Origin of the sequence: Bordetella genomosp. 9 (assembly GCF_002261425.1) — a bacterium.
Taxonomy (GTDB): Bacteria; Pseudomonadota; Gammaproteobacteria; order Burkholderiales; family Burkholderiaceae_B; genus Bordetella_C.
Genome location: NZ_NEVJ01000003.1, coordinates 981,099 through 1,001,454 on the forward strand (window position 1 = coordinate 981,099; position 20,356 = coordinate 1,001,454).

19 protein-coding genes are annotated in these 20,356 nt (G+C 66.8%); 4 read left to right on the forward strand and 15 right to left on the reverse strand.

Features of this window, described 5'->3' with window-relative positions:
* Positions 1 to 12: 12 nt before the first annotated feature.
* The 4 genes from CAL26_RS15570 to CAL26_RS15585 all read right to left on the reverse strand — a co-directional run bounded on the left by CAL26_RS15570 (position 13) and on the right by CAL26_RS15585 (position 5,095).
* Positions 13 to 894: an ABC transporter permease gene (locus tag CAL26_RS15570; protein ID WP_094847774.1), complete on the reverse strand. Its 882-nt coding sequence runs from the start codon at positions 892 to 894 to the stop codon at positions 13 to 15.
* Positions 891 to 1,835 carry an ABC transporter permease gene (locus CAL26_RS15575; RefSeq protein ID WP_086065528.1) on the reverse strand — a complete coding sequence of 315 codons (945 nt, stop codon included), beginning with the start codon at positions 1,833 to 1,835 and terminating at the stop codon, positions 891 to 893. The genes CAL26_RS15570 and CAL26_RS15575 overlap by 4 nt, the downstream gene beginning before the upstream one ends.
* A gap of 84 nt (positions 1,836 to 1,919) precedes the next feature.
* Positions 1,920 to 3,431, reverse strand: coding sequence for an ABC transporter substrate-binding protein (locus CAL26_RS15580; RefSeq protein WP_094847775.1), 1,512 nt, complete (start codon positions 3,429 to 3,431; stop codon positions 1,920 to 1,922).
* A 35-nt stretch (positions 3,432 to 3,466) separates the two neighbouring features.
* The gene (locus CAL26_RS15585) at positions 3,467 to 5,095 is read right to left on the reverse strand and encodes a gamma-glutamyltransferase family protein (RefSeq protein ID WP_094847776.1); all 1,629 of its coding nucleotides are present in this window, start codon (positions 5,093 to 5,095) and stop codon (positions 3,467 to 3,469) included.
* Positions 5,096 to 5,300: 205 nt separating this feature from the next.
* Here CAL26_RS15585 and CAL26_RS15590 point away from each other — a divergent pair, with 205 nt between their 5' ends.
* Entirely contained in the window at positions 5,301 to 6,200 is a 900-nt protein-coding gene (locus CAL26_RS15590) for a LysR family transcriptional regulator (protein ID WP_094847777.1), read from the forward strand.
* Between the two features lie 19 nt (positions 6,201 to 6,219).
* Here the strand turns inward: CAL26_RS15590 and CAL26_RS15595 are convergent, their stop codons facing one another.
* From CAL26_RS15595 to CAL26_RS15605, 3 genes are read right to left on the reverse strand one after another with little or no spacing between them, the layout of a single operon-like run.
* Entirely contained in the window at positions 6,220 to 6,510 is a 291-nt protein-coding gene (locus CAL26_RS15595; RefSeq protein ID WP_094847778.1) for a 4a-hydroxytetrahydrobiopterin dehydratase, read from the reverse strand.
* Positions 6,511 to 6,535: 25 nt separating this feature from the next.
* Entirely contained in the window at positions 6,536 to 6,874 is a 339-nt protein-coding gene (locus CAL26_RS15600; protein ID WP_086065533.1) for a P-II family nitrogen regulator, read from the reverse strand.
* Between the two features lie 41 nt (positions 6,875 to 6,915).
* A complete protein-coding gene (locus tag CAL26_RS15605) occupies positions 6,916 to 8,592 on the reverse strand; it encodes an NAD+ synthase (RefSeq protein ID WP_094847779.1) in 1,677 nt (558 codons plus the stop codon).
* A 149-nt stretch (positions 8,593 to 8,741) separates the two neighbouring features.
* Here CAL26_RS15605 and argH point away from each other — a divergent pair, with 149 nt between their 5' ends.
* Complete coding sequence (gene argH / locus CAL26_RS15610) at positions 8,742 to 10,160, forward strand: argininosuccinate lyase (RefSeq protein ID WP_094847780.1); 1,419 nt, start codon at positions 8,742 to 8,744, stop codon at positions 10,158 to 10,160.
* 102 nt (positions 10,161 to 10,262) lie between these two features.
* On the opposite strand, the gene rlmD is transcribed toward argH, so the two are convergent.
* The 7 genes from rlmD to surE all read right to left on the reverse strand — a co-directional run bounded on the left by rlmD (position 10,263) and on the right by surE (position 17,108).
* A complete protein-coding gene (rlmD, locus tag CAL26_RS15615) occupies positions 10,263 to 11,663 on the reverse strand; it encodes a 23S rRNA (uracil(1939)-C(5))-methyltransferase RlmD (protein ID WP_094847781.1) in 1,401 nt (466 codons plus the stop codon).
* 242 nt (positions 11,664 to 11,905) lie between these two features.
* Positions 11,906 to 12,658: a TorF family putative porin gene (locus tag CAL26_RS15620; RefSeq protein WP_094847782.1), complete on the reverse strand. Its 753-nt coding sequence runs from the start codon at positions 12,656 to 12,658 to the stop codon at positions 11,906 to 11,908.
* A 382-nt stretch (positions 12,659 to 13,040) separates the two neighbouring features.
* Complete coding sequence (locus CAL26_RS15625; RefSeq protein ID WP_094847783.1) at positions 13,041 to 13,670, reverse strand: hypothetical protein; 630 nt, start codon at positions 13,668 to 13,670, stop codon at positions 13,041 to 13,043.
* 111 nt (positions 13,671 to 13,781) lie between these two features.
* Entirely contained in the window at positions 13,782 to 14,576 is a 795-nt protein-coding gene (locus tag CAL26_RS15630) for a 3'-5' exonuclease (protein WP_094847784.1), read from the reverse strand.
* Between the two features lie 2 nt (positions 14,577 to 14,578).
* Complete coding sequence (locus tag CAL26_RS15635; RefSeq protein ID WP_094847785.1) at positions 14,579 to 15,499, reverse strand: peptidoglycan DD-metalloendopeptidase family protein; 921 nt, start codon at positions 15,497 to 15,499, stop codon at positions 14,579 to 14,581.
* Positions 15,500 to 15,516: 17 nt separating this feature from the next.
* Entirely contained in the window at positions 15,517 to 16,362 is an 846-nt protein-coding gene (locus tag CAL26_RS15640) for a protein-L-isoaspartate(D-aspartate) O-methyltransferase (protein ID WP_094847786.1), read from the reverse strand.
* On the reverse strand, positions 16,347 to 17,108 hold the full coding sequence (gene surE / locus CAL26_RS15645) for a 5'/3'-nucleotidase SurE (protein ID WP_094847787.1): 762 nt from the start codon (positions 17,106 to 17,108) through the stop codon (positions 16,347 to 16,349). The genes CAL26_RS15640 and surE overlap by 16 nt, the downstream gene beginning before the upstream one ends.
* 112 nt (positions 17,109 to 17,220) lie before the next feature.
* On the opposite strand from surE, the gene plsY reads away from it, so the two are divergent.
* Entirely contained in the window at positions 17,221 to 17,868 is a 648-nt protein-coding gene (gene plsY / locus CAL26_RS15650; protein WP_094847788.1) for a glycerol-3-phosphate 1-O-acyltransferase PlsY, read from the forward strand.
* A gap of 28 nt (positions 17,869 to 17,896) precedes the next feature.
* Here plsY and tsaD read toward each other — a convergent pair whose 3' ends face one another.
* Positions 17,897 to 18,940 carry a tRNA (adenosine(37)-N6)-threonylcarbamoyltransferase complex transferase subunit TsaD gene (gene tsaD, locus CAL26_RS15655; protein ID WP_094847789.1) on the reverse strand — a complete coding sequence of 348 codons (1,044 nt, stop codon included), beginning with the start codon at positions 18,938 to 18,940 and terminating at the stop codon, positions 17,897 to 17,899.
* Between the two features lie 91 nt (positions 18,941 to 19,031).
* Here tsaD and CAL26_RS15660 point away from each other — a divergent pair, with 91 nt between their 5' ends.
* Positions 19,032 to 20,324, forward strand: coding sequence for an NCS2 family permease (locus CAL26_RS15660; protein ID WP_094849905.1), 1,293 nt, complete (start codon positions 19,032 to 19,034; stop codon positions 20,322 to 20,324).
* Positions 20,325 to 20,356 lie beyond the last annotated feature (32 nt).

The following is a 20,356-nucleotide window of genomic DNA, read 5'->3' on the forward strand; positions in this document are numbered from 1 at the left end:
CTTGCATCGCGCTCACTTCTCCTGACGCGGGTCCAGGGCGTCGCGCAAGCCATCGCCCAGCAGATTGAAACCCAGCACCGCCAGGAAGATGGCGGACCCGGGGAATATCGACATCCATGGCGCCTGCGTCATGAAGTTCTTGGCCGTGTTGAGCATCGAACCCCAGGACGGATTGGGCGGCTGCAGGCCCAGGCCCAGGAAGGACAGGCTGGCCTCGGCAATGATGGCCGTGGCGATGGTGATGGTGGCCTGCACGATCAGCGGCGGCATGATGTTGGGCAGGATGTGGCGCACGATAATGCGCGTATCCGAAGCCCCCAGCGCCCGCGCGCTGGCCACGTAGTCTTCGTTCTTGACCGCCAGCACCTGCCCGCGCGCCAGGCGCACGAACTTGGGCGCGGCCGACACGCCGATGGCCAGCATCGCATTGATCAGGCTGGGCCCCAGGAAGGCGGCCAGCGCGATCGCCAGGATCAGGAAGGGAATCGCCAGCAGCGCCTCGGTCACGCGCGAGATCGAGCTGTCCACCCAGCCGCCGAAGTAGCCGGACAACAGGCCGAACGGCACGCCGACGATCATGGCGATGAGCACGGACGCCAGGCCCGCCATCAGCGATGCGCGCGCGCCGAACAGCATGCGCGTATAGATGTCGCGGCCCAGCTCGTCGGTGCCCAGCCAGAAGTTCGCGGACGGCGGCTTGCGGATGGTCGTGAAGCTGGTCTGGAAAGGATCGTGGTTGGCCAGCAGCGGCGCGAGGATCGCCACGACGACGAAGAACAGCACGATGGCCGCGCCGATCATGGCGATGCGATTGCGGCGGAATTTGGCCCAGGCCCGGTTGGCGCGCCTGGGCGTCGCGCCGCCGGCGACGGCGGCAGCAGGTGTAGCGCTCATGAGTGCCTCAAACGGGGATTGACGACGATGTACAGGATATCGGCCACCAGGTTCATCACGATGAAGCCGACGGCCACGCAAAGCACCACGCCCTGCACCACCGCATAGTCGCGGTTGAACACGGCGTCGACCACCAGCTTGCCGAAGCCGGGAATCGTGAAGACCTGCTCGGTCAGCACCGCGCCCGCCATCAATTCACCGAACAGCAGCGTGACCAGGGTCACGATGGGCATCAGCGCATTGCGCAGCGCGTGGCGCAGCACCACCTTGCGCGGCGACACGCCCTTGGCGCGCGCGGTGCGGACGTAATCGGCGCCCAGCGCTTCCAGCATGGCCGATCGCGTGTGCCGCATCAGGTAGGCGGCCAGGGCCGTCGACAGCACGATCGCCGGCATGATCATGGTCTTCATGGACAGCCAGAAGTTCTCGGACGGCGAGACATAGCCCGACGCCGGCAGCCAGCGCAGCTGCACCGACACCACCATGATCAGGATGATGCCCAGCCAGAAATTGGGTATGGACATCCCCGACAGGGCCGCCACGTTGGCGCCGTACTCCAATAACTTGCCTTTCTTGACCGCCGCCAGGATGCCCATGGGGATGCCCACCAGCAGCGCGATGATCATGGCCATCGCGGCCAGCTGCAGCGTCACCGGCAGCTTCTGCGCGATCAGCGACGTCACGGGCACGTCGGTGCGCAGCGACTTGCCCAGGTCGCCGGTGGCGACCTGTTTGACCCAGGCCACGTATTGCACGGGCAAGGGATCGTCCAGATGGTATTTGTCGCGCAGGTAGTCCAGCACGGCGGGATCGCGCTCTTCGCCCGCCAGGGTCAGAACCGGGTCGCCGGGCAGTAGCTTCTGCAGCAGGAAGACGATCATCGACACCAGGATCAGCGTCGGGATCGCCACCAGCACACGGCGCAGGATAAGTTTGAACATGAAAAAGAATCGCAGAAAACATAAAGAGCGAAGCGCCGGGACAACGAGTCCCGGATACCCCGCTCGGCCAGAGCCAAAAGCGCCTTAGTTCGAGAAGGCGACGCCCTTCAACCGGATCATCCCGTCAGGATAAGGCAGGAAGCCCTTGACCTTCTTCTGCATGGCGAACGGCCATGGCTGGAAGTACAGGAAGGCGTCGGGCATTTCCTTCTGCATGATGGTCTCGGCCTGCTCATACAGGGCCTTGCGCTTGGCTTCGTCAGGCACCTTGCGCGCGTCGTTCAGGAACCCGTCAACCTTGGGATTGCAGTACTCGCCGTCGTTCAGCGCGCCCTTGCAGGTGACGAACGGATAGACGTTGCCGTCCGGATCGGGACGGCCGGACCAGCCCCGCAGCGCGACTTCGAAGTTGCCGCCGCGCATCTGCGTCAGCAGCGCCGCGTAGTCGGTCGGGCGCAGGCTCAGCTCGATGCCCGCCTCGCGCGCCATGGCCTGCATCATTTCGGCGATCGCCGCCGTCGTGGTGTTGTTGCCGAAAGCCAGTTCCGCCTTCACCTGCGTCAGCCCCGCCTGCTTGAGCAGCGCCTTGGCCTTGGCCACGTCGCGCTTGGGCACCGGGAACTTGTCGCTGTGGTAGGGACTGGCCGGCGGGAAGGCCTGGTTGGCGGGTTCGTAGAGTCCGCCGCCGATCACTTCGTTGATGGCGTCGCGATCGATCGACAGGCTCAGCGCCTGGCGCACGCGCTCATCGCGGAAGGGATTGTTCTTGGCCCGTTCCCCGTTGTTCTGGTTGAACACGATTTCCTGGAAGCCCAGGCCCGCCACCGACGAGAAGTGCAGGTTGCTGTCTTTCTTGACGTCCGGCGCGTCCGACGGATTCAGGCGTTCCAGGATGTCCAGGCCGCCCGAACGCAGGTTCTGCAGGCGCACCGTCGTGTCGGGAATCGGCAGGTAGGTGATCTTGCTGAAGTGATAGTCCTTGGCGTCGTAGTACTTGTCGAACTTCTCCAGCACGATGCGGTCGTTCTGCACCCGTTCGACGAACTTGTAGGGCCCCGAGCAGATGGGCTTGCGGCCCACCGCATTGGGATCCTTGTCGCTGAACGCCGCTGGGGACAGCATCATCCCGGCGCGGTCGGTGAGCTGGTACAGCAGGGTCGCGTCCGGCTGCTTCAGCTTGAGCACCAGCGTCTGCGCGTCCGGCGCCTGCACGTCCTGCACGGACGCCAGCTCGCCCTTGCGGAAGCTGTCGGGCAGCGTGCGGGCGCGGTCCAGGTTGGCCTTGGCCGCGGCCGCGTCGAACTTGCTGCCGTCATGGAACAGCGCGTCGCCGCGCAGCTTCATGGTCAGCTCGGTGTTGTCGGCATTCCAGGTCCAGGACGTCGCCAGCTGCGGCACGATGTGCAGCTTGGGATCGATGTCCACCAGCTTGTCGCACAGCGACGTGAACACGATGCGGCCCACGTAGGTGCGGGCGCGCGCGGGATCCAGCACGTCCGGATCTTCCTGCAGGCCGACGCGCAGTTCCTGCGCCACGGCGGATCCGGCCGCCAGCGCCATCATCGCGGCGCCGATCACGAAACCCAATTTTTTCATTGCATTCCTCTTATTGGTGCCCATGCGTCACGCGATCAGAAACCCACCGCCTGGCCGTCACGCCGGCTGTCGCTGGCGGCGACGTAACCCAGTTCGTTGTCGTCTTCGGACATGCGCCAGATGAACTGGCCCGAACCGAAATCCATGTAGGGGTCGTTGACGCTCTTCAGCTGGTGGCCCAGGCTCTTGAGCCCTTCCATGGTGCTGGCGGGCATCGTGGCTTCCAGATCCACCGTGAAGTCGCGGTTGACCTTCCAGCGCGGCGCGTCGCACGCCGCCTGCGGGTTCTGATGATAGTCCAACATGCGGACCACGGTTTGCAGATGGCCCTGCGGCTGCATGTCGCCGCCCATGACGCCGAAGCTCATGACCGGCTTGCCGCCACGCGTCAGGAAACCGGGGATGATCGTGTGGAAGGGACGATGGCCGCCCTTGACCACGTTGGCGGCCTTGGGATTCATCGAGAATCCGACGCCGCGGTTCTGCAGGCTGATACCGGTGCCCGGCACCACCACGCCCGAGCCGAAGCCCATGTAGTTGGACATGATGAAGGAGATCATCATGCCGCTTTCGTCGGCGGCCGTCATATAGATGGTGCCGCCCGCGTGGGGACGGCCCGCGGCGAAATGCGTGGCGCGGTCCATGCTGATCAGCTTGGCGCGCGACGCCAGGTAGGCGTCGTCCAGCATCTGCTCGGGGGTGACTTCCATGCTGCGCGGGTCGCCCACGTACTTGTACAGGTCGGCGAACGCCAGCTTCATGGCTTCGATCTGCAGGTGCTGCGACCGGACCGAATCCACGCCCAGGCCGGCGACGTCGAACTTGTCCAGGATGCCCAGCGCGATCAGCGCGGCGATGCCCTGCCCGTTCGGCGGGATCTCATGCAATTCGTAGCCGCGGTAGGAGCGCGAAATCGGTTTGACCCAATCGGGCTTGTAGTTGCGCAGGTCGTCCAGCGTCATCGCGCCGCCGCACTCCTTGCTGAAGGCGATCAGTTTTTCGGCGATCTCACCTTCGTAGTAATCGCGGCCCTTGCTGGCGGCGATGCGGCGCAGCGTCCAGGCGGCATCCGGAATGCGGAAATGCTCGCCGACCTGCGGCGCGCGGCCGTTGGGCATGAAGGCCTGCGCGAAACCGGGCTGGTCCTTCAGCTCCGGCACGGCGGCGGCCCACTTGCGGGCGACGATGGGCGGCACGGCATAGCCGCGCTCGGCGATTTCGATGGCCGGGTCGAACAGCTGCTCGAACGGCAGCTTGCCGAACTTCTCGTGCAAGGCCGCCCAGCCCGCCACGGCGCCCGGAACGGTCACGCTATCCCAGCCGCGCTTGGGCTGCTTGGCCAGGCCGTCGGCGCCCGTGCCGTATTTGTTCTTGAAGTAGTCCACGCTCCACGCGGCCGGCGCGACGCCCGAGGAATTCAGGCCCTGCAGCTGCTTGCCATCCCACACGATGGCGAAGCAGTCGCTGCCGAGTCCGCAGGACACCGGCTCCGTCAGCGTGATCGTCGCGGCCGCGGCGATGGCGGCATCCACCGCGCTGCCGCCCTTGAGCAGCATGCGCAGCCCGGCCTGCGCGGCCAGCGGATGCGAAGTGGACACGAAGTTGCGCGCGAACTGCGGCGCACGGATGGTCGGATAGGGGTTTTCCCAGAGGAAGCTCTTCATGGTGTCGGCGGTGGCTCGGTGGAACGGCGGAATGCAAACCGTGGAAGGTACACGCGTGGTTTAATTAGATCAATTTGAATTTTTTTCGCGTCACAAAAGATTTTTTTATAGGTTGGTGGCGCTCCCTGGTGAACCCCGTTACCGGTCGCACGGTGTCCCAGGGCATACCCTTAGGGCGGCCACGCATCACCGGCACCCGGCATCCATGAGCACCATCCGTTTCCTGCGCACTTTCATGGCGGTCGCCCGCTATGGATCCTTTTCCGAAGCCGCCGAGCGCGTCGCCCTGACTCAGGCGGCCGTCAGTTTCCAGATGCGCGCCCTGGAAGAAGACCTCGGCCGCGAGCTGTTCGACCGCAGCGGCCGGCTGGCCCTGCTGAACGCCGCCGGCCGCGAGCTGCTGCCGGAGGTCAAGCAGTTGCTCGACCTGTACGACCGCATGCGGCTGCCGCAGAAGCCCGGCCCCGGGCAACTGGCCGGCTCGGTCGCCTTCGGCGCCATCGTGTCCTGCATGGGCGCCTTGTCCAAGGTCGTGTCCGAGCTCAAGCGCCGGCACGACAGCCTGGACGTACGCCTGTTCTCCGGAAAGTCCGGCGAGCTGGCCAGCAAGGTGGAAAGCGGCGACCTGGACGCCGCGCTGGTGGTGGAATCGGGCCGCCGCGTGGCCAGCATGCGCTGGACCCCGCTGCATGAAGAACCGCTGGTGGCGCTGGCGCCGCCCACGGCGGCCGGCCAGACCGTGCGCGAGCTGCTGGAGCGCAACCCCTTCCTGCGCTTCGACCGCACCCAGCGCACCGGCCTGCAGATCGACCGCGTGCTGCGGAGGATGAACGTCCACGTGCACGACTTCCTGGAATTGAACGCCATCGAAACCGTGGTGGAACTCGTGCGACAGGAAGTGGGCGTCAGCCTGCTGCCGCAGCTGATGTGGTCGCAGTGGCGCACGGCCCCGGACCTGCGCGTATGGGACTTGCCGGAGGATATCGGCCCGGTGGTCCGGGCCGTGGGCATGATAGAGCGCCGCGAACATGCGCGGCAGAACATCACGGAATCGATATTCAAGGAGTACGCGGCCCTGCACCAGGCCCGCGACGACAAGCGCTAGCGCCTGCCTTGCCGGAACGTCACGACCCCACCAGCAGGTCCATGAAGCGCGCCATCTGTACGTCCTGCGACGTCACGCCGCCGGCGTCATGCGTGGCCAGCACCACTTCGACCCGGTTGTAGATGTTGGACCATTCGGGATGATGGTCCATCTTGGCCGCCATCAGCGCCACGCGCGCCATGAAAGCGAAGGCGCCGTCGAAATCGCCGAAGACGAAGGTCTTGGCGATGGCGTCGCGGCCGGCGACGGCGGACCATCCGGACAATTCCCGCACGGCCCGATCGGCGCCTATCCTGGCAAGGTCAACCATGTGAGGTACTCCCCTATCCCTGCGATTACAGGGCGTCGTTGTCGGATTCGCCCGTGCGAATCCGGATGGCCTGCTCCACCGCGGTGACGAAAATCTTGCCGTCGCCGATCTTGCCCGTGCGCGAGGCCTTGACGATGGCTTCGATGGCGTTGTCCACCATCTCGTCGGGCAGCACGACTTCGACACGTATCTTGGGCAGGAAATCGACGACGTATTCGGCGCCGCGATAAAGCTCGGTATGCCCCTTCTGGCGGCCGAAACCCTTGACTTCCGTGACGGTCAGCCCGCTGACGCCGACGTCGGCCAGGGCTTCGCGGACTTCGTCCAGCTTGAAGGGTTTGATGATGGCGGTAACTAGTTTCACGTGCAGTCCTCGATTCTATTTATGACGAATGGGTGGCGGGGTCAGGTCGTTTCCCGGAAGCCGTTCGTGACAGGATAGCGCCAATCCCTGCCGAACGCCCTGGGAGTAATACGGGGTCCGGGGGGCGCCTGGCGCCGCTTGTACTCGCTGACGCGGATCAGCCGCACCACCTGCTCGACCGCGTCCTCGGGGAAACCGGCGGCGACGATATCGGCGGCGGACTGGTTGCGCTCCATATATCGCTCGACGATGCCGTCCAGGATGTCGTAGGGCGGCAGGCTGTCCTGGTCTTTCTGGTCGGGCCGCAGTTCGGCCGAAGGCGGCCGGGTAATGATGCGCTCGGGAATGACTTCCTGCTGGCGGTTGCGCCAGTTGGCCAGGCGGTAGACCAGCGTTTTCGGTACGTCCTTGATGACCGCGAACCCGCCTGCCATATCGCCGTACAGCGTGCAGTAGCCGGTGGTCATCTCCGACTTGTTGCCGGTGGTGAGCACCAGCCGTCCGGTCTTGTTCGACAGCGCCATCAGCAGCGTGCCGCGCACGCGGGCCTGGATGTTCTCTTCCGTAGCGTCCACGGCCATGCCGGCGAAATGCGGCGCCAGCGCGGATTCGAAGCCTTCCACCACCGGCCCGATGGCGATCACGTCGTAGCGCACGCCCAGGCGCTTGGCCATGTCGGCGGCATCCGTCTGCGAAATATCGGCGGTGTAGCGCGACGGCATCATGACGGCGCGCACGTTGTCGGCGCCCAGGGCGTCGACGGCGATGGCCAGCACCACCGCCGAATCGATGCCGCCGGACAGGCCGATGATGGCGCCCGGAAATCGGTTCTTGCCCAGGTAGTCGCGCACGCCCACGACCAGCGCCTTCCAGACCTGCTCTTCCGGATCGCTGGGCTGCAGGTCGGCCTGCGCGTCCACGGGGGTGATGCTGCCGTCCGCGCCCACGTCCACGGCATGCACGCAGGCCTCGAATTCGGGCAGGCGCGCGCGCGGCTGCCCCTGTGCGTCCACCGCGAAGGACGCGCCGTCGAAGACGAGTTCGTCCTGGCCGCCCACCATGTTGGCGTAGATCACCGCGCCGCCGCTCAGGCGCGCGCATTCGGCCACGACTTCCATCCGCTGCGCCTGCTTGCCGGTATTGAAGGGGGAGGCGTTGGGGACGAGCAGCACCTGGCTGCCGGCTTCGCGCGCCGCCTGCGGGGCATGCGAAAACCAGATGTCTTCGCAGATCACCACCCCGAAGCGCACGCCCTTGACGTCGAAGGTGAACGGCTTGCCGTCGGCAATGAAATAACGCTGCTCGTCAAAAACGGAATAATTCGGCAGCTCGCGCTTGCGATAGGTGCCCAGCACGCGGCCTTCCAGCAGCACCGAGGCGGCGTTGTACAGCACATGGCGGCCCGTGCGGTCCGCGAAGGCGTAGGCTTTGGCGCCGCAGGTATCGCCATCGACGTGGCCGACGACCACGTGCAGGCCCTTGAGCTCGGCCAGGTCGCGGCGCAGTTCGTCCAGTTGCTGCTGCTGTTCGCAGACGAACTGCGGCCGCAGCAGCAGGTCTTCCGGCGGGTAACCGGTCAGCACGAGTTCCGGCGTCAGGAGTATGTCGGCGCCCATCCGGTGCGCCTCGCGAGCCGCCTGCAGGACGCGTTCGGCATTTCCGCAGATGTCTCCGACACAAGAATTGATCTGGGCGATCGCCACGCGGGGTGCGGTCATGGAGTTGCTTCCGTAGAGAGGGTGGCGGAACGCCGGCACGGCGGCCGGCACAGCCGTTGGAACGTCTGCCGATTATCTCACCATCGGACGGCCAGGCCGGTTCGATTATGACACCGCGCTTCACGGCGGGCTCTATAATCCCCGTCACTATGTCGACGCCCTCCTCCCCCTCCCAGAACCAGTTCGCCAACAAGGCGCAAGCCTGGTCCGCCCGGTTTTCCGAACCGGTCTCCGATCTCGTCAAACGCTATACGGCATCCGTGGATTTCGACCAGCGCCTGGCGCGCCACGATATCCAGGGTTCCCTGGCCCATGCGGACATGCTGGCCGCCCAGGGCATCATTTCCGCGCAGGACAAGGCCGACATCGAACGCGGCATGGCGCAGATCCTGTCGGAAATCGACGCCGGCAGCTTCCAATGGCTGCTCGACCTGGAAGACGTCCACCTGAACATCGAAAAGCGCCTGGTGGAACTGGTGGGCGACGCCGGCAAGCGGCTGCATACCGGCCGTTCGCGCAACGACCAGGTGGCCACCGACATCCGCCTGTGGCTGCGCGGCGAAATCGACGTCGCCCTGGACCTGCTGCGGCAACTGCGCCATGCCTTGGCCACGGTGGCGCTGGAACATGCCGACACCATCATGCCCGGGTTCACCCATCTGCAGGTGGCCCAGCCCGTGACCTTCGGCCACCATCTGCTGGCCTACGCCGAAATGTTCGGCCGCGACGCCGAACGCCTGCAGGACTGCCGCCGCCGCGTGAACCGCCTGCCCCTGGGCGCCGCGGCGCTGGCCGGCACCAGCTTCCCCATCGACCGCGAACGGGTCGCCGCCACCCTGGGCTTCGACGGCGTGTGCCGCAATTCCCTGGACGCCGTGTCGGACCGCGACTTCGCCATCGAATTCTGCGCCGCCGCCGCGCTGGTGATGACGCACGTGTCGCGTCTGTCGGAAGAACTGGTCCTGTGGATGAGCCCGCGCGTCGGCTTCATCGACCTGGCCGACCGCTTCTGCACCGGCAGCTCCATCATGCCGCAGAAGAAGAACCCGGACGTGCCCGAACTGGCGCGCGGCAAGACCGGCCGGGTCAACGGCCATCTGGTGGCCCTGCTGACCCTGATGAAAGGCCAGCCCCTGGCCTACAACAAGGACAACCAGGAAGACAAGGAAGGCCTTTTCGATACGGCCGACACGCTGCGCGACACCTTGACGATCTTCGCCGACATGGCGGGCGGCATCAAGGTCAAGGTGGAAAACATGCGTGCCGCGGCGCTGCAGGGCTACGCCACCGCGACCGATCTGGCCGATTACCTGGTCAAGCGCGGCATTCCCTTCCGCGACGCGCATGAAGTCGTGGCCCATGCGGTGCGCGACTGCGAACTGCGCGGCTGCGACCTGGCCGACCTGACGCTGCAGGAACTGCAGGCCTACCACGCGTCCATCGGCGAAGACGTGCACCAGGTGCTGACGCTGGAAGGCTCGGTCGCGGCGCGCGATCACATCGGCGGCACCGCCCCGCAGCGCGTGCGCGAAGAAGCGCAGCGGGTACTGGCGCAGACGTCCGCCTGACACGCGGGGCGCCGCGCGCCCGCCAGCGGGACGCATTGAAAAAGGCCGCCGATCAGGCGGCCTTTTGTCTGGCCCGCGGCGGCCGGACGGGCCGCCGCTGCCTCAAGCGGCCTGCTCCTGGTCCGCGGCCTGGGCGGCTTCCTGGCGTTTTTCCGCCGCCTGGCGCTGGGCCCCTTCGATCGCCGCCGCATCGCCCGACTCGAACACGGCGATGGATTCCACGTGCCCTGTGTGCGGGAACATGTTGATGACGCCCGCGCTCAGCAGGCTGTAGCCGCCTTCATGCACCATGATGGCGGCGTCGCGCGCCAGCGTGGCCGGGTTGCAGGACACGTACACGATGCGGCGCGGCCGCTCAGCGGCGGACAACTGTGCCAGCGCCTGCGCGACGGCCTGCGCGCCCTCGCGCGGCGGATCGATGAGCATGCGGTCGAAATGGCCCAGGCCGCGCAGCCATTGCACGTCGACCTCGAACAGATTCAAGGTGGCGAACGACACGCGGTCGCCCAGGCCATTGCGCGTGGCGGCTTCGTGCGCCCGATCCGTCAAGGCCTTGCTGCCTTCCACGCCCACGGCCTCGCGCGCCCGCGTGGCCAGGGGCAGCGTGAAATTGCCCAGTCCGCAGAACAGGTCGGCGACCCGCTCGTCCGGCCGGGCTTCCAGCAAGGACAGGGCGCGCGACACCAGCGCACGGTTGATGGCGTGATTGACCTGCGTGAAGTCGGTGGGCTTGAACGGCATGCGCAAGCCGAACTCCGGCAGGGTGTAGGCCAGCGTTTCGGCGTGTTCCCTTTCGAGCGGATGACAGGTGTCCGGCCCCTTGGGCTGCAGCCACCATTGCACGCCGTTTTCCTGGGCGAAGGCGCGCAGGATGTCGATATCCCCGGGCGTCAGCGGCAGCAGGTGGCGCAGTACCAGCACCGTGGCGGCATCGCCCACGGCAACCTCGATCTGCGGCATGCGGTCGGGCGCGGACATGGCGCCGATCATCGCGCGCAGCGGCATCAGCAAACGCGCCACATGGGGCGGCAGGACGTGGCATTCCCGCATGTCCGCGACGTAGCTGCTCTTGCGCTCGTGGAAGCCGACCAGGACGCCGCCCTTCTTGGGGACGACGCGCACGGAAAGCCGCGCGCGGAAACGGTAGCCCCAGGTGGGCCCATGCAGCGGCGGCAGGATGCGCTGCGGGCGCAGTTTCCCCACGTGCCAGAACGTGTCTTCCAGCGAGCGCTGCTTGATCGCCACCTGGGCCGCGGGCTCCAGGTGCTGCATGGCACAGCCGCCACAGACGCCGAAATGCGGGCAGCGCGGCGTGACGCGCTGGGATGACGGTTGCAGCACCTCTACCGTGCGGGCGATTTCGTAGGACGGCTTGCGGCGCACGGTTTCGCCGGTGACGCGCTCGCCAGGGAGCGCGCCTTCGACGAATACCACCTTGCCTTCGCGGCGGGCGATACCCCTGGCTTCCAGGTCCAGGGATTCGATATTCAGGACTTCGGACATCGGCTATCTCATCGGAACAGCCCGGCATTGTAGAAGTTCCGCGAAACCCGCGCTTGCCCCCGGGGCCCTTTCGCCTTGAGGCGGCCGGGCGGCAAAAAAAAACGTCCGCCGGATGGCGGACGTTTCCCCTTGGGAGCGCGGTCAAGCCGCTTTTGGTATGCATGGACCGGAGCCCCGTACCGCGACGCGCGCGTCGCGATCCGGCAAGCCCGGCCGGGCGGTCGCGCCAGTGGCGCGCCCGCTCAGAACGTGCGGGAGATCGAAGCGACCAGCCCCAGCCGGCCGGCGGGATGGTCGTACTTGGTGTTGTACCAATTGTCCTTGGACGCACCGACCGCGGCCAGGCCGAACACCCAGCCCTTGATGTCCTTGGTGACGCCCAGCTTGTAGTCCACGTAGTGGCCCAGTTCGTCGCCATCCGTATCGACCTGGTTCTTCAGCTTCTGGTAGCCCACGTGGCCCACCAGGCCCCAGCCGTCGCCCAGGTCCCAGGTCGCCGACGCGTCCAGGTACCACGTGCCTTTCGAATTCGGCGTGCTGAAGAAATCGCTCGGCGTGTAGGAGTACTTCAGGGAGTAGCCGCCATAGGTACCGGCGATGTACAGGTCGGTGTTGTTGTAGTTGCCGCCCTTGGGAGACGACGAACCCGGGTAGTAATAGTGCAGCGCGCCGACGTCGATGCCGAAGCCGTTGTAGACCTCTCCGCGCCAGCCGCCGTAGAAGTCCATTTCGAGGTTGCCCTCGTTGTACAGGGTGCTGGAAACATTCGAGTTCCAGTTGCCAAGGTAGAAGCCCGACGAGTGCGTCAGGTCCAGTCCCAACTGAGCCGCCGGCCGGAAGTCGGTCTGCGAATAGCCACGGAAACGATAGTCGTTGGTGACGGTGGCGTTGCCGCTGAGCGAAAAACCCGCGCCCAGATCGGTCGGGTCGGCATGGGCCGCCCCGGCAAAACACGTGGCAAGAACAAAGGGGACTGCGCGCAACGTCTTCTTCATGGCAAGGATCCTGGTCTCAGTGATGCGTGTATGTGGGCATGATCCGGCGGGGCGAACCCGCCGGTCATGGCGCAGCGGGAAATGACAGGTACTACGAAACCGCCGCGGCCAACCCCATTTGCATCGGGATAGCCGCACCTCCTCGGCTTCTCCCCCATAAAAGCGAAATCCGTGCCAACTTTTCACACCTTGAAGAATACGTAAACGGACGTTGTGTGATAGCCGAACCCGCACCATAACGGTGCAGGAGACGCCCCGCAAGCCTGCGCGACCGATGCCCCAAGAAAGGGAAACGCCCGCATCCGTGCATACGGATGCGGGCGTCGGGTACCTGCCGCCAGGAACGACCGGCTACGTGCGGCCGGCCGCCCCTGGAGAGGGCTTAGCTGGAAGTCGCCGGCGCGGCCGGGGCCGGGCGACGTTCGGCGCCGGGACGACCATCCTTGCGATGCTCCTCGCGGCGCTCCTGCATGCGCGCCTGGCGATCCTTGACGAACTGGGTCACCTGCTGGCGCTGGCCGTCGTTCAGGCTGTCCCACACGGCCAGCCATTTCTGGCGGACCTCATCGGCGCGCCCCTGGTACTGCTGCCGGGCCTGGGCCTGGGCGTCGGCCAGGGCATGGGGATCGAGCTTGCCGGCTTGCAGTTGCTGGTCCAGCGTCTGGTGCCGGGTGGCCATGCCCTCACGCATGGACTTGCCGAAGTCCTGCTGCGCCTGCTGGGCGGCGGAGAACAGCGCCTGCTGGTTGGCATCCAGCTTCAGCGCCGCGACTTCCTTCTTGCCGAGCGGGCCCACGCCGGGCACCCACAAGGCGTCACGCATGCCTTGCATGTGGTGGAAGCGGCGGCCGTCCGCGCTCTTGCCGGAATGGCTGGCGCCGGACTGCGCCGTGCTGGGCTGCGCCGCGGACGTGGAAGCGTCCGGCGCCGCGGAAGCAGCCCCGGCGAAAGTACCGGCAGCGACGGCAAGCGCCAGGCTGGCGACGACGGGACGAATGGCGAATCGGGACATGAGTGGTCTCCTAGGGAGTGAGAGTGCGAGACCATTGTCATGGGGGTCCGATTACGCGCCGGTTTCGCGCGCGGCCCCGTTTGTTTCAGTCGATTGCGCCCCGATCGGGGATCAGGGAGCCGTCCGCTCCTGGTCCCAGGCCGCCAGGTATTCCTTCCAATGCGGCGCCGGGCTGGCCGCGAGCGTGTCGCGCACCAGGTCGATTTCTTCCTGGTAGGAAGCGGCATCGAGTTCGCCGCGCAGGAAGCGCCAGCGGCAATACACCAGCCAGGTATTGACCACGTCGGTCTCGCAATAGGCGCGGACTTCGTCGGCCTTGCCCTGGTTCCAGGCATCCCAGACCTTGCCGCCATCCATGCCCAGCTTGCCCGGGAAACCGCACAGCTTGGCCAGTTGGTCCAGCGGCGCGTTGGCGCGACCGTTGTACTTGGCCAGCACGTCCATCAGGTCGACGTGGCGGGTGTGGTAACGGCCGATGTAGTTGTTGAACTTGAATTCGCGGTCATCTTCGCCCTGGTCCCAATAGCGGGGCGCGGGCACCCCATGGATCAGGCTGCGATAGTGCAGCACGGGCAGGTCGAAACCGGAACCGTTCCAGCTGACCAGCTTGGGCGTATAGCGTTCTATCGTTTTGAAGAAGCCCGCCAGCAGCGCGGGTTCGTCGTCGTCCGGCTTGCCCAGCGTGCGCACCCGGAAGCCCTGGTCGTCGCGGAAGACGCAGCCGATCACGGCCACCCGATGCAGGTGCAGCGGCAGGAAATCGCTGCCGCCGGTGGCCTCGCGCCGTTCGGCGAAGGCGCGCTCGGCGACTTCGCTGTCGGGCAGGTCGACGCCCCAGCCATTCAGGCGGCGGAGCCCCGCCACGTCGGGCAGGGTCTCCAGATCGAAGACCAGGGTGGGCGTCATGATCAGCGCTGCGGCAGGTATTGCAGCGGATCGACCGGCGTGCCCTGGCGCCGGATCTCGAAGTGCAGGCGCGGCGACGCGGCGTCGGTCTGGCCGATTTCCGCGATCTTGGCGCCCTTTTTCACTTCCTGTCCGCTCTTGGCCAGCAGCGCGCGATTGTGCGCATAGGCCGTGATGAAGCCATTGGTGTGCTGGACGATGATCAGGTTGCCCAGGCCGCGCACGCCGTTGCCGCTGTACATCACCTTGCCGTCGGCGGCGGCCACGACCGGATCGCCGGGGTTGCCGGCGATATCGACGCCCTTGGTGCTGTTGTTGAACGTCGCGATCACCTGGCCCTGGGCAGGCCAGCCCCAGTTGATCACCCCGGCATCCGATGCACGCGCGGGCTTGGGCGTTTCCACCGGCGCCGGCGCGGGCGTCGTCGCCGGCGGCGTGGTGGCGGGCGGCTGCTGCGCGGGCGCGGGCTGCGCCGGCTGCTCGCCCGGCGGCGGCAGCGGCGTGGGTTCGATGCGCGTATCGGCCGGTTTGACCGGCGTGGCGGGCGCGGGCTTGCCGCCGCCCGCCGCGGGCGTCGCCGCCCCGGCCGCGGGCGCGGACAATTTCAACACCTGGCCCACCGCCAGATGGTTGGAATCGGCCAGGTTGTTCCAGCGCTTCAGGCTATCGACGTCGACGCCATTGGCCCGCGAAATGCCGTACAGCGTGTCGCCGGGCTTGACCACGTAGGTCGCCCCCGAGACAGCCGGGGTCGACGGCGCGGGCGTGGTATTCAGGTCGACGACCGGCGCGCGCTCGGTGCGCGAGGCGCAGCCCGCCAGGACCAGGCAGACAAATCCCACCCAGAACAGGGCGCGGGACGGGCGCGCGGCAGGCGCGCCCGGGAATTCGGTGGCGGTCAGTTGCAACTGCCCGTCGAGCATATGATTCTCCTGGTAGCTCACGATTGTATGCCGGCCCTTAGCGGGACAAATCGAACGGCTTCGAGTTCCACGCGTTTCCAGCTGGACGCCCCGGTCCGCTCCACCAGCACCAGGCGCTGGTCGGAACCGCCTTCGGGCGCGATCAGCCGGCCGCCTGGCGCAAGCTGCGTGAGCAATGCCTGCGGGATGGCCAGGCCGGCGGCGGCCACAACAATAGCATCGAAAGGCGCGGTATTCGGCAATCCCAGCATGCCGTCGCCATAGCTCAGGCGCACGCGCGTGGTCAATCGCAATTGCCGCAGATGGCCGCGCGCCAGCTCATACAGGCCGCGTATGCGTTCGATCGCGTACACGTCGCGAATGAATTGCGCCAGCACCGCGGCCTGGTAGCCGCAGCCCGCGCCGACTTCCAGCACCCGGGTGGGCTCGCGATCTTCGCAAACGGCGGCGATCATGCGCGCCACGACCCAGGGTTGGGAGATCGTCTGCGAGTGCCCGATCGGCAGCGCCGCGTCTTCATAGGCGCGGCTGGCCAGGGCCTGGTCGACGAACAGGTGGCGCGGCACGGCGTCCATGGCGTGCAGCACGCGATCGTCGGTAATGCCCTGGTCGCGCAGGCGCTGCACCATCGCGCGGCGCAGGCGTTCCGAATTCAGGCCCAGATTGCCGGCCGTATTGGGTATCGCCGGCGCGCCGCTGGGCAGCGTCGGCGGCGTGCGCGGCAGCGTGGCCGCGGAAATCCGGGTGTTGCTATTGGTGGCGGTATAGCCGGGCCCCAGGTTGCCGGTCTGGTACCCGCCGGCGCGCGACCTGACGGGCGGGCTCGCGGGCGGAATCGGTTCCGGGTCTACCCTTTTGCGCATAGAGGCTCCGCCCAGTGGCGCAGTTCAGGCAGCATCGCCTGGTGCGTCAGGTCCAGTCGCAGCGGCGTGATCGACACCGCGCCGTCGGCCACTGCATGAAAATCCGTGTCCGGACCGGCATCCGCCGCGAGCCCGGCCGGCCCGATCCAGTAGACGGTGTCGCCGTAAGGCGTGGTGGTGCGCACCACGGGCTCGGAAGGATGGCGCTTGCCCAGTCGCGTCACGCGCATGCCCTGCATGGTCTGCTCGGGCCGATTGGGAATATTCACGTTCAGCAGCACGGTCGCGGGCAGCGGATGGGCGATGTGGTGCTCGACCACCCGGCGCGCCATCGCGGCGGCGGCGTCCAGGTGGGCCCAGCCCTTTTCATGCAGGGAGAACGCGATGGAGGGGATGCCGAACAGATAGCCTTCGATGGCCGCGGCCACGGTACCCGAGTACAGCGTGTCGTCACCCATGTTGGCGCCGTTGTTGATACCGGAAACGACCAGGTCCGGCCGCGCGTCCACCAGGCCGCCCGTCAGGGCGACGTGTACGCAATCGGACGGCGTGCCGTTGACGTAGAGGAAACCGTTGGCGGCCTCGCGCACCGACAGCGGACGATTCAGCGTCAGGGAATTGGAGGCGCCGCTGTGGTTGACCTCGGGGGCGACCACGGTCAGGTCGCCCAATCCCCGCAAGGCGTCCACGAGCGCCAGGAGGCCGGGCGCCGAATAACCATCATCGTTGGAAACCAGAATCCGCATTCTGCGTCGAAAAGAAAATTATGGCGGCGGGTCGCGTCGAATTGTACTGTAGGCAGCCGGCGCGGCAGCGCCACGGTAGAATCCGCGCCAATTTCTCTTCGCGTAAAGGCCCATGCTGCAGACCCACTACCCCATCGCCTACAACGTCGGTCTTGTCGTGCTGGCCTATCTGATCGGCTCGATCCCCTTCGCCGTGGTGGTCACCCGGCTGATGGGGATGCAGGATCCGCGCACCTATGGGTCCGGCAACCCCGGCGCGACCAATGTGCTGCGCTCCGGCAACAAGACGGCCGCCGCGCTGACCCTGCTGGGCGACGCCGCCAAGGGCTGGTTCGCGGTGTGGCTGGTTCAGCGCATCGGCAGCCCGGTGGGCGTGACGTGGAATGTGATCGCGCTGGCGGCGCTGGCGGTTTTCCTGGGACACCTGTACCCCGTCTTCCTGAAATTCCAGGGCGGCAAGGGGGTGGCGACGGCGCTGGGCGTGCTGTTCGCGGTCTCCCCCTGGCTGGCGCTGGCCACGGTGGCGACCTGGATCATCATCGTGGTGTTCTTCCGCTATTCGTCGCTGGCCGCGCTGGTGGCGGCGGTGTTCGCGCCCGTGTACTACCTGTTCGGGTCGAACCTGGCCTGGTACGCCGAACCGCCGCTGGTGGCGGCGATCACGGTCATCAGCGTCCTGCTCATCCTGCGCCATCGGGCCAACATCAGCCGCCTGTTGAACGGCACGGAATCGAAGGTCGGGCAAAAGAAGAAAAGCTGAACGGAAGAAAAGCTGGACGCGGCTGTTGTCAGGCCGCCACGGATACCTCTTCCAGGTCCCAGCGCGGCCGTACGGTAAAGGCATGGCTGCCGCGGTCCAGCAGCGCCAGTCCCGCCTTGACCCGTTCGCCGGCGGCGAACGCGATCATGGCGCCGTTGTCGGTGCATAGCGACAGCGGCGGGAAATACGCCTGCGCCTTCAGGCGCGGCAGCGACGCCGCCAGCCGCTCGCGCAGGGCCTTGTTGGCCCCCACACCGCCCGCGACCACCAGGCGCCGCAGGCCGGTTTCCTTCAAGGCTTTCGCCGCCTTGGCGGCCAGCACGTCGACGATGGCGGCCTGCGTGGCCGCGGCCAGATCCGCGATCGCGGCCGGATCCGGCTCGCCGCCGCCCTGCCGCAGGGCCTTGACCCGCGTCAGCACCGCCGTCTTCAGCCCGCTGAAGCTGAAATCCAGGTCGCCGCTGTGCAGCATGGGGCGCGGCAGCTCGAAACGCGCCGGATCGCCCTGCTCCGCCAATCCGGCCAGCGCCGGGCCGCCCGGGTAACCCAGGCCCAGCAGCTTCGCCGACTTATCGAAGGCTTCGCCGGCGGCGTCGTCCAGCGTCTCGCCCAGCAAGGTGTAGCGCCCCACCCCGTCCACACGCATCAGCTGGGTATGCCCGCCCGATACCAGCAGCGCCACGAAGGGAAACTCCGGACGCGGATCCGCCAGCAGGGGCGACAGCAGGTGCCCTTCCAGGTGATGGATGGCGATGGCCGGCAGGTCGCGCGCCCAGGCGAAGGCCTGCGCCACGCTGGCGCCGACCAGCAGCGCGCCGGCCAGGCCCGGACCGGCCGTGTAGGCGACGGCATCGACGTCAGAGACCGCCAGGCCGGCTTCGCGCAAGACCTGGCGGGTCAACGGGACCACGCGCCGCACGTGGTCGCGCGACGCCAGTTCCGGCACCACGCCGCCGTATTCCTGATGCATGGCGATCTGCGTATGCAGGGCATGCGCCAGCAGGCCGCGTTCGGTGCAGACGGCGGCCACGCCGGTCTCATCGCAGGAGCTTTCAAAACCGAGAATGATCATGGCCGCGAGTTTACTGCGGCGTCGGAAATGGTATGTTCGCGCCTTGGCCGATAACCTCCGCGACGACGACGGGACCGCCTGGGAGAAGCACATGCTGGAACGACTATTCCGACTGACGGAACATGGGACAACGACACGCGGGGAAGTCGTCGCGGGACTGACGACCTTCCTGACGATGTCCTACATCATCTTCGTCAATCCCGACATCCTGTCGACCACCGGCATGGACCGCGACGCGGTGTTCGTCGCCACCTGCCTGGCCGCCGCGCTGGGATCGCTGGTCATGGGGCTGCTGGCCAACTGGCCCATCGGCATGGCCCCCGGCATGGGCCTGAACGCCTTCTTCGCCTTCACCGTGGTCAAGGCCATGGGCTACTCCTGGCAGCAGGCGCTGGGCGCGGTGTTCATCTCCGGCCTGATTTTCCTGCTCTTGACGGTCACCGGCGTGCGCGGCTGGCTGATCAAGGGCATCCCGCAATCCCTGCGCAGCGCCATCGCGGCGGGGATAGGCCTGTTCCTGGCGATCATCGCCCTGTCGAACGCCGGCATCGTGGTAGCCAACCCGGCCACCAAGGTCAGCCTGGGCGACCTGCGCACGCATGGACCGCTGTTCGCCGTGCTGGGCTTCTTCATCATCGCCGCGCTGGATGCGCTGCGCGTGCGCGGCGCCATCCTGATCGGCATCCTGGTCGTCACCGTGCTGTCGATGGTGCTGGGCTACAACAGCTTCCATGGCCTGTTCTCGTCGCCGCCGAGCCTGGCGCCGACTTTGATGCAGCTGGATGTCGCCGGCGCGCTGAACAGCGGCTTCTTCCATGTCATCCTGGTCTTCGTGCTGGTCGAAGTGTTCGACGCCACGGGGACGCTGATCGGCGTGGCCAAGCGGGCCGGGCTGATCCCGGAAGGCCGGCCCAACAACCTGGGCCGCGCGCTGTTCGCCGACAGCGCGGCCATCGTGGCGGGCTCGGCGCTGGGCACCAGCAGCACGACCGCGTACGTGGAAAGCGCGTCCGGCGTACAGGCGGGCGGCCGCACCGGCCTGACCGCCGTAGTCGTGGCGCTGCTCTTCCTTGCCGCCCTGTTCATCTCGCCGCTGGCCGGATCGGTGCCGGCCTACGCCACCGCGCCCGCCCTGCTCTACGTCGCCGGCCTGATGATGCGCGAACTGATCGAAGTCGACTGGAACGACGTGTCGGAAGCCACGCCCGCGGCCCTGACGGCGCTGGTAATGCCCTTCACCTACTCCGTGGCCAACGGCCTGGCCTTCGGTTTCATCAGCTATGTCGTGCTCAAGACGCTCACGGGCAAGGCGCGCGAGGTGCACGCGGCCACCTGGCTGGTGGCCGCCCTGTTCGTCATCCGGTTCGCGTTCTTCGCCGGCTGAAGCCATCGGCGCGCTAAAATAGCGGGTTTTAC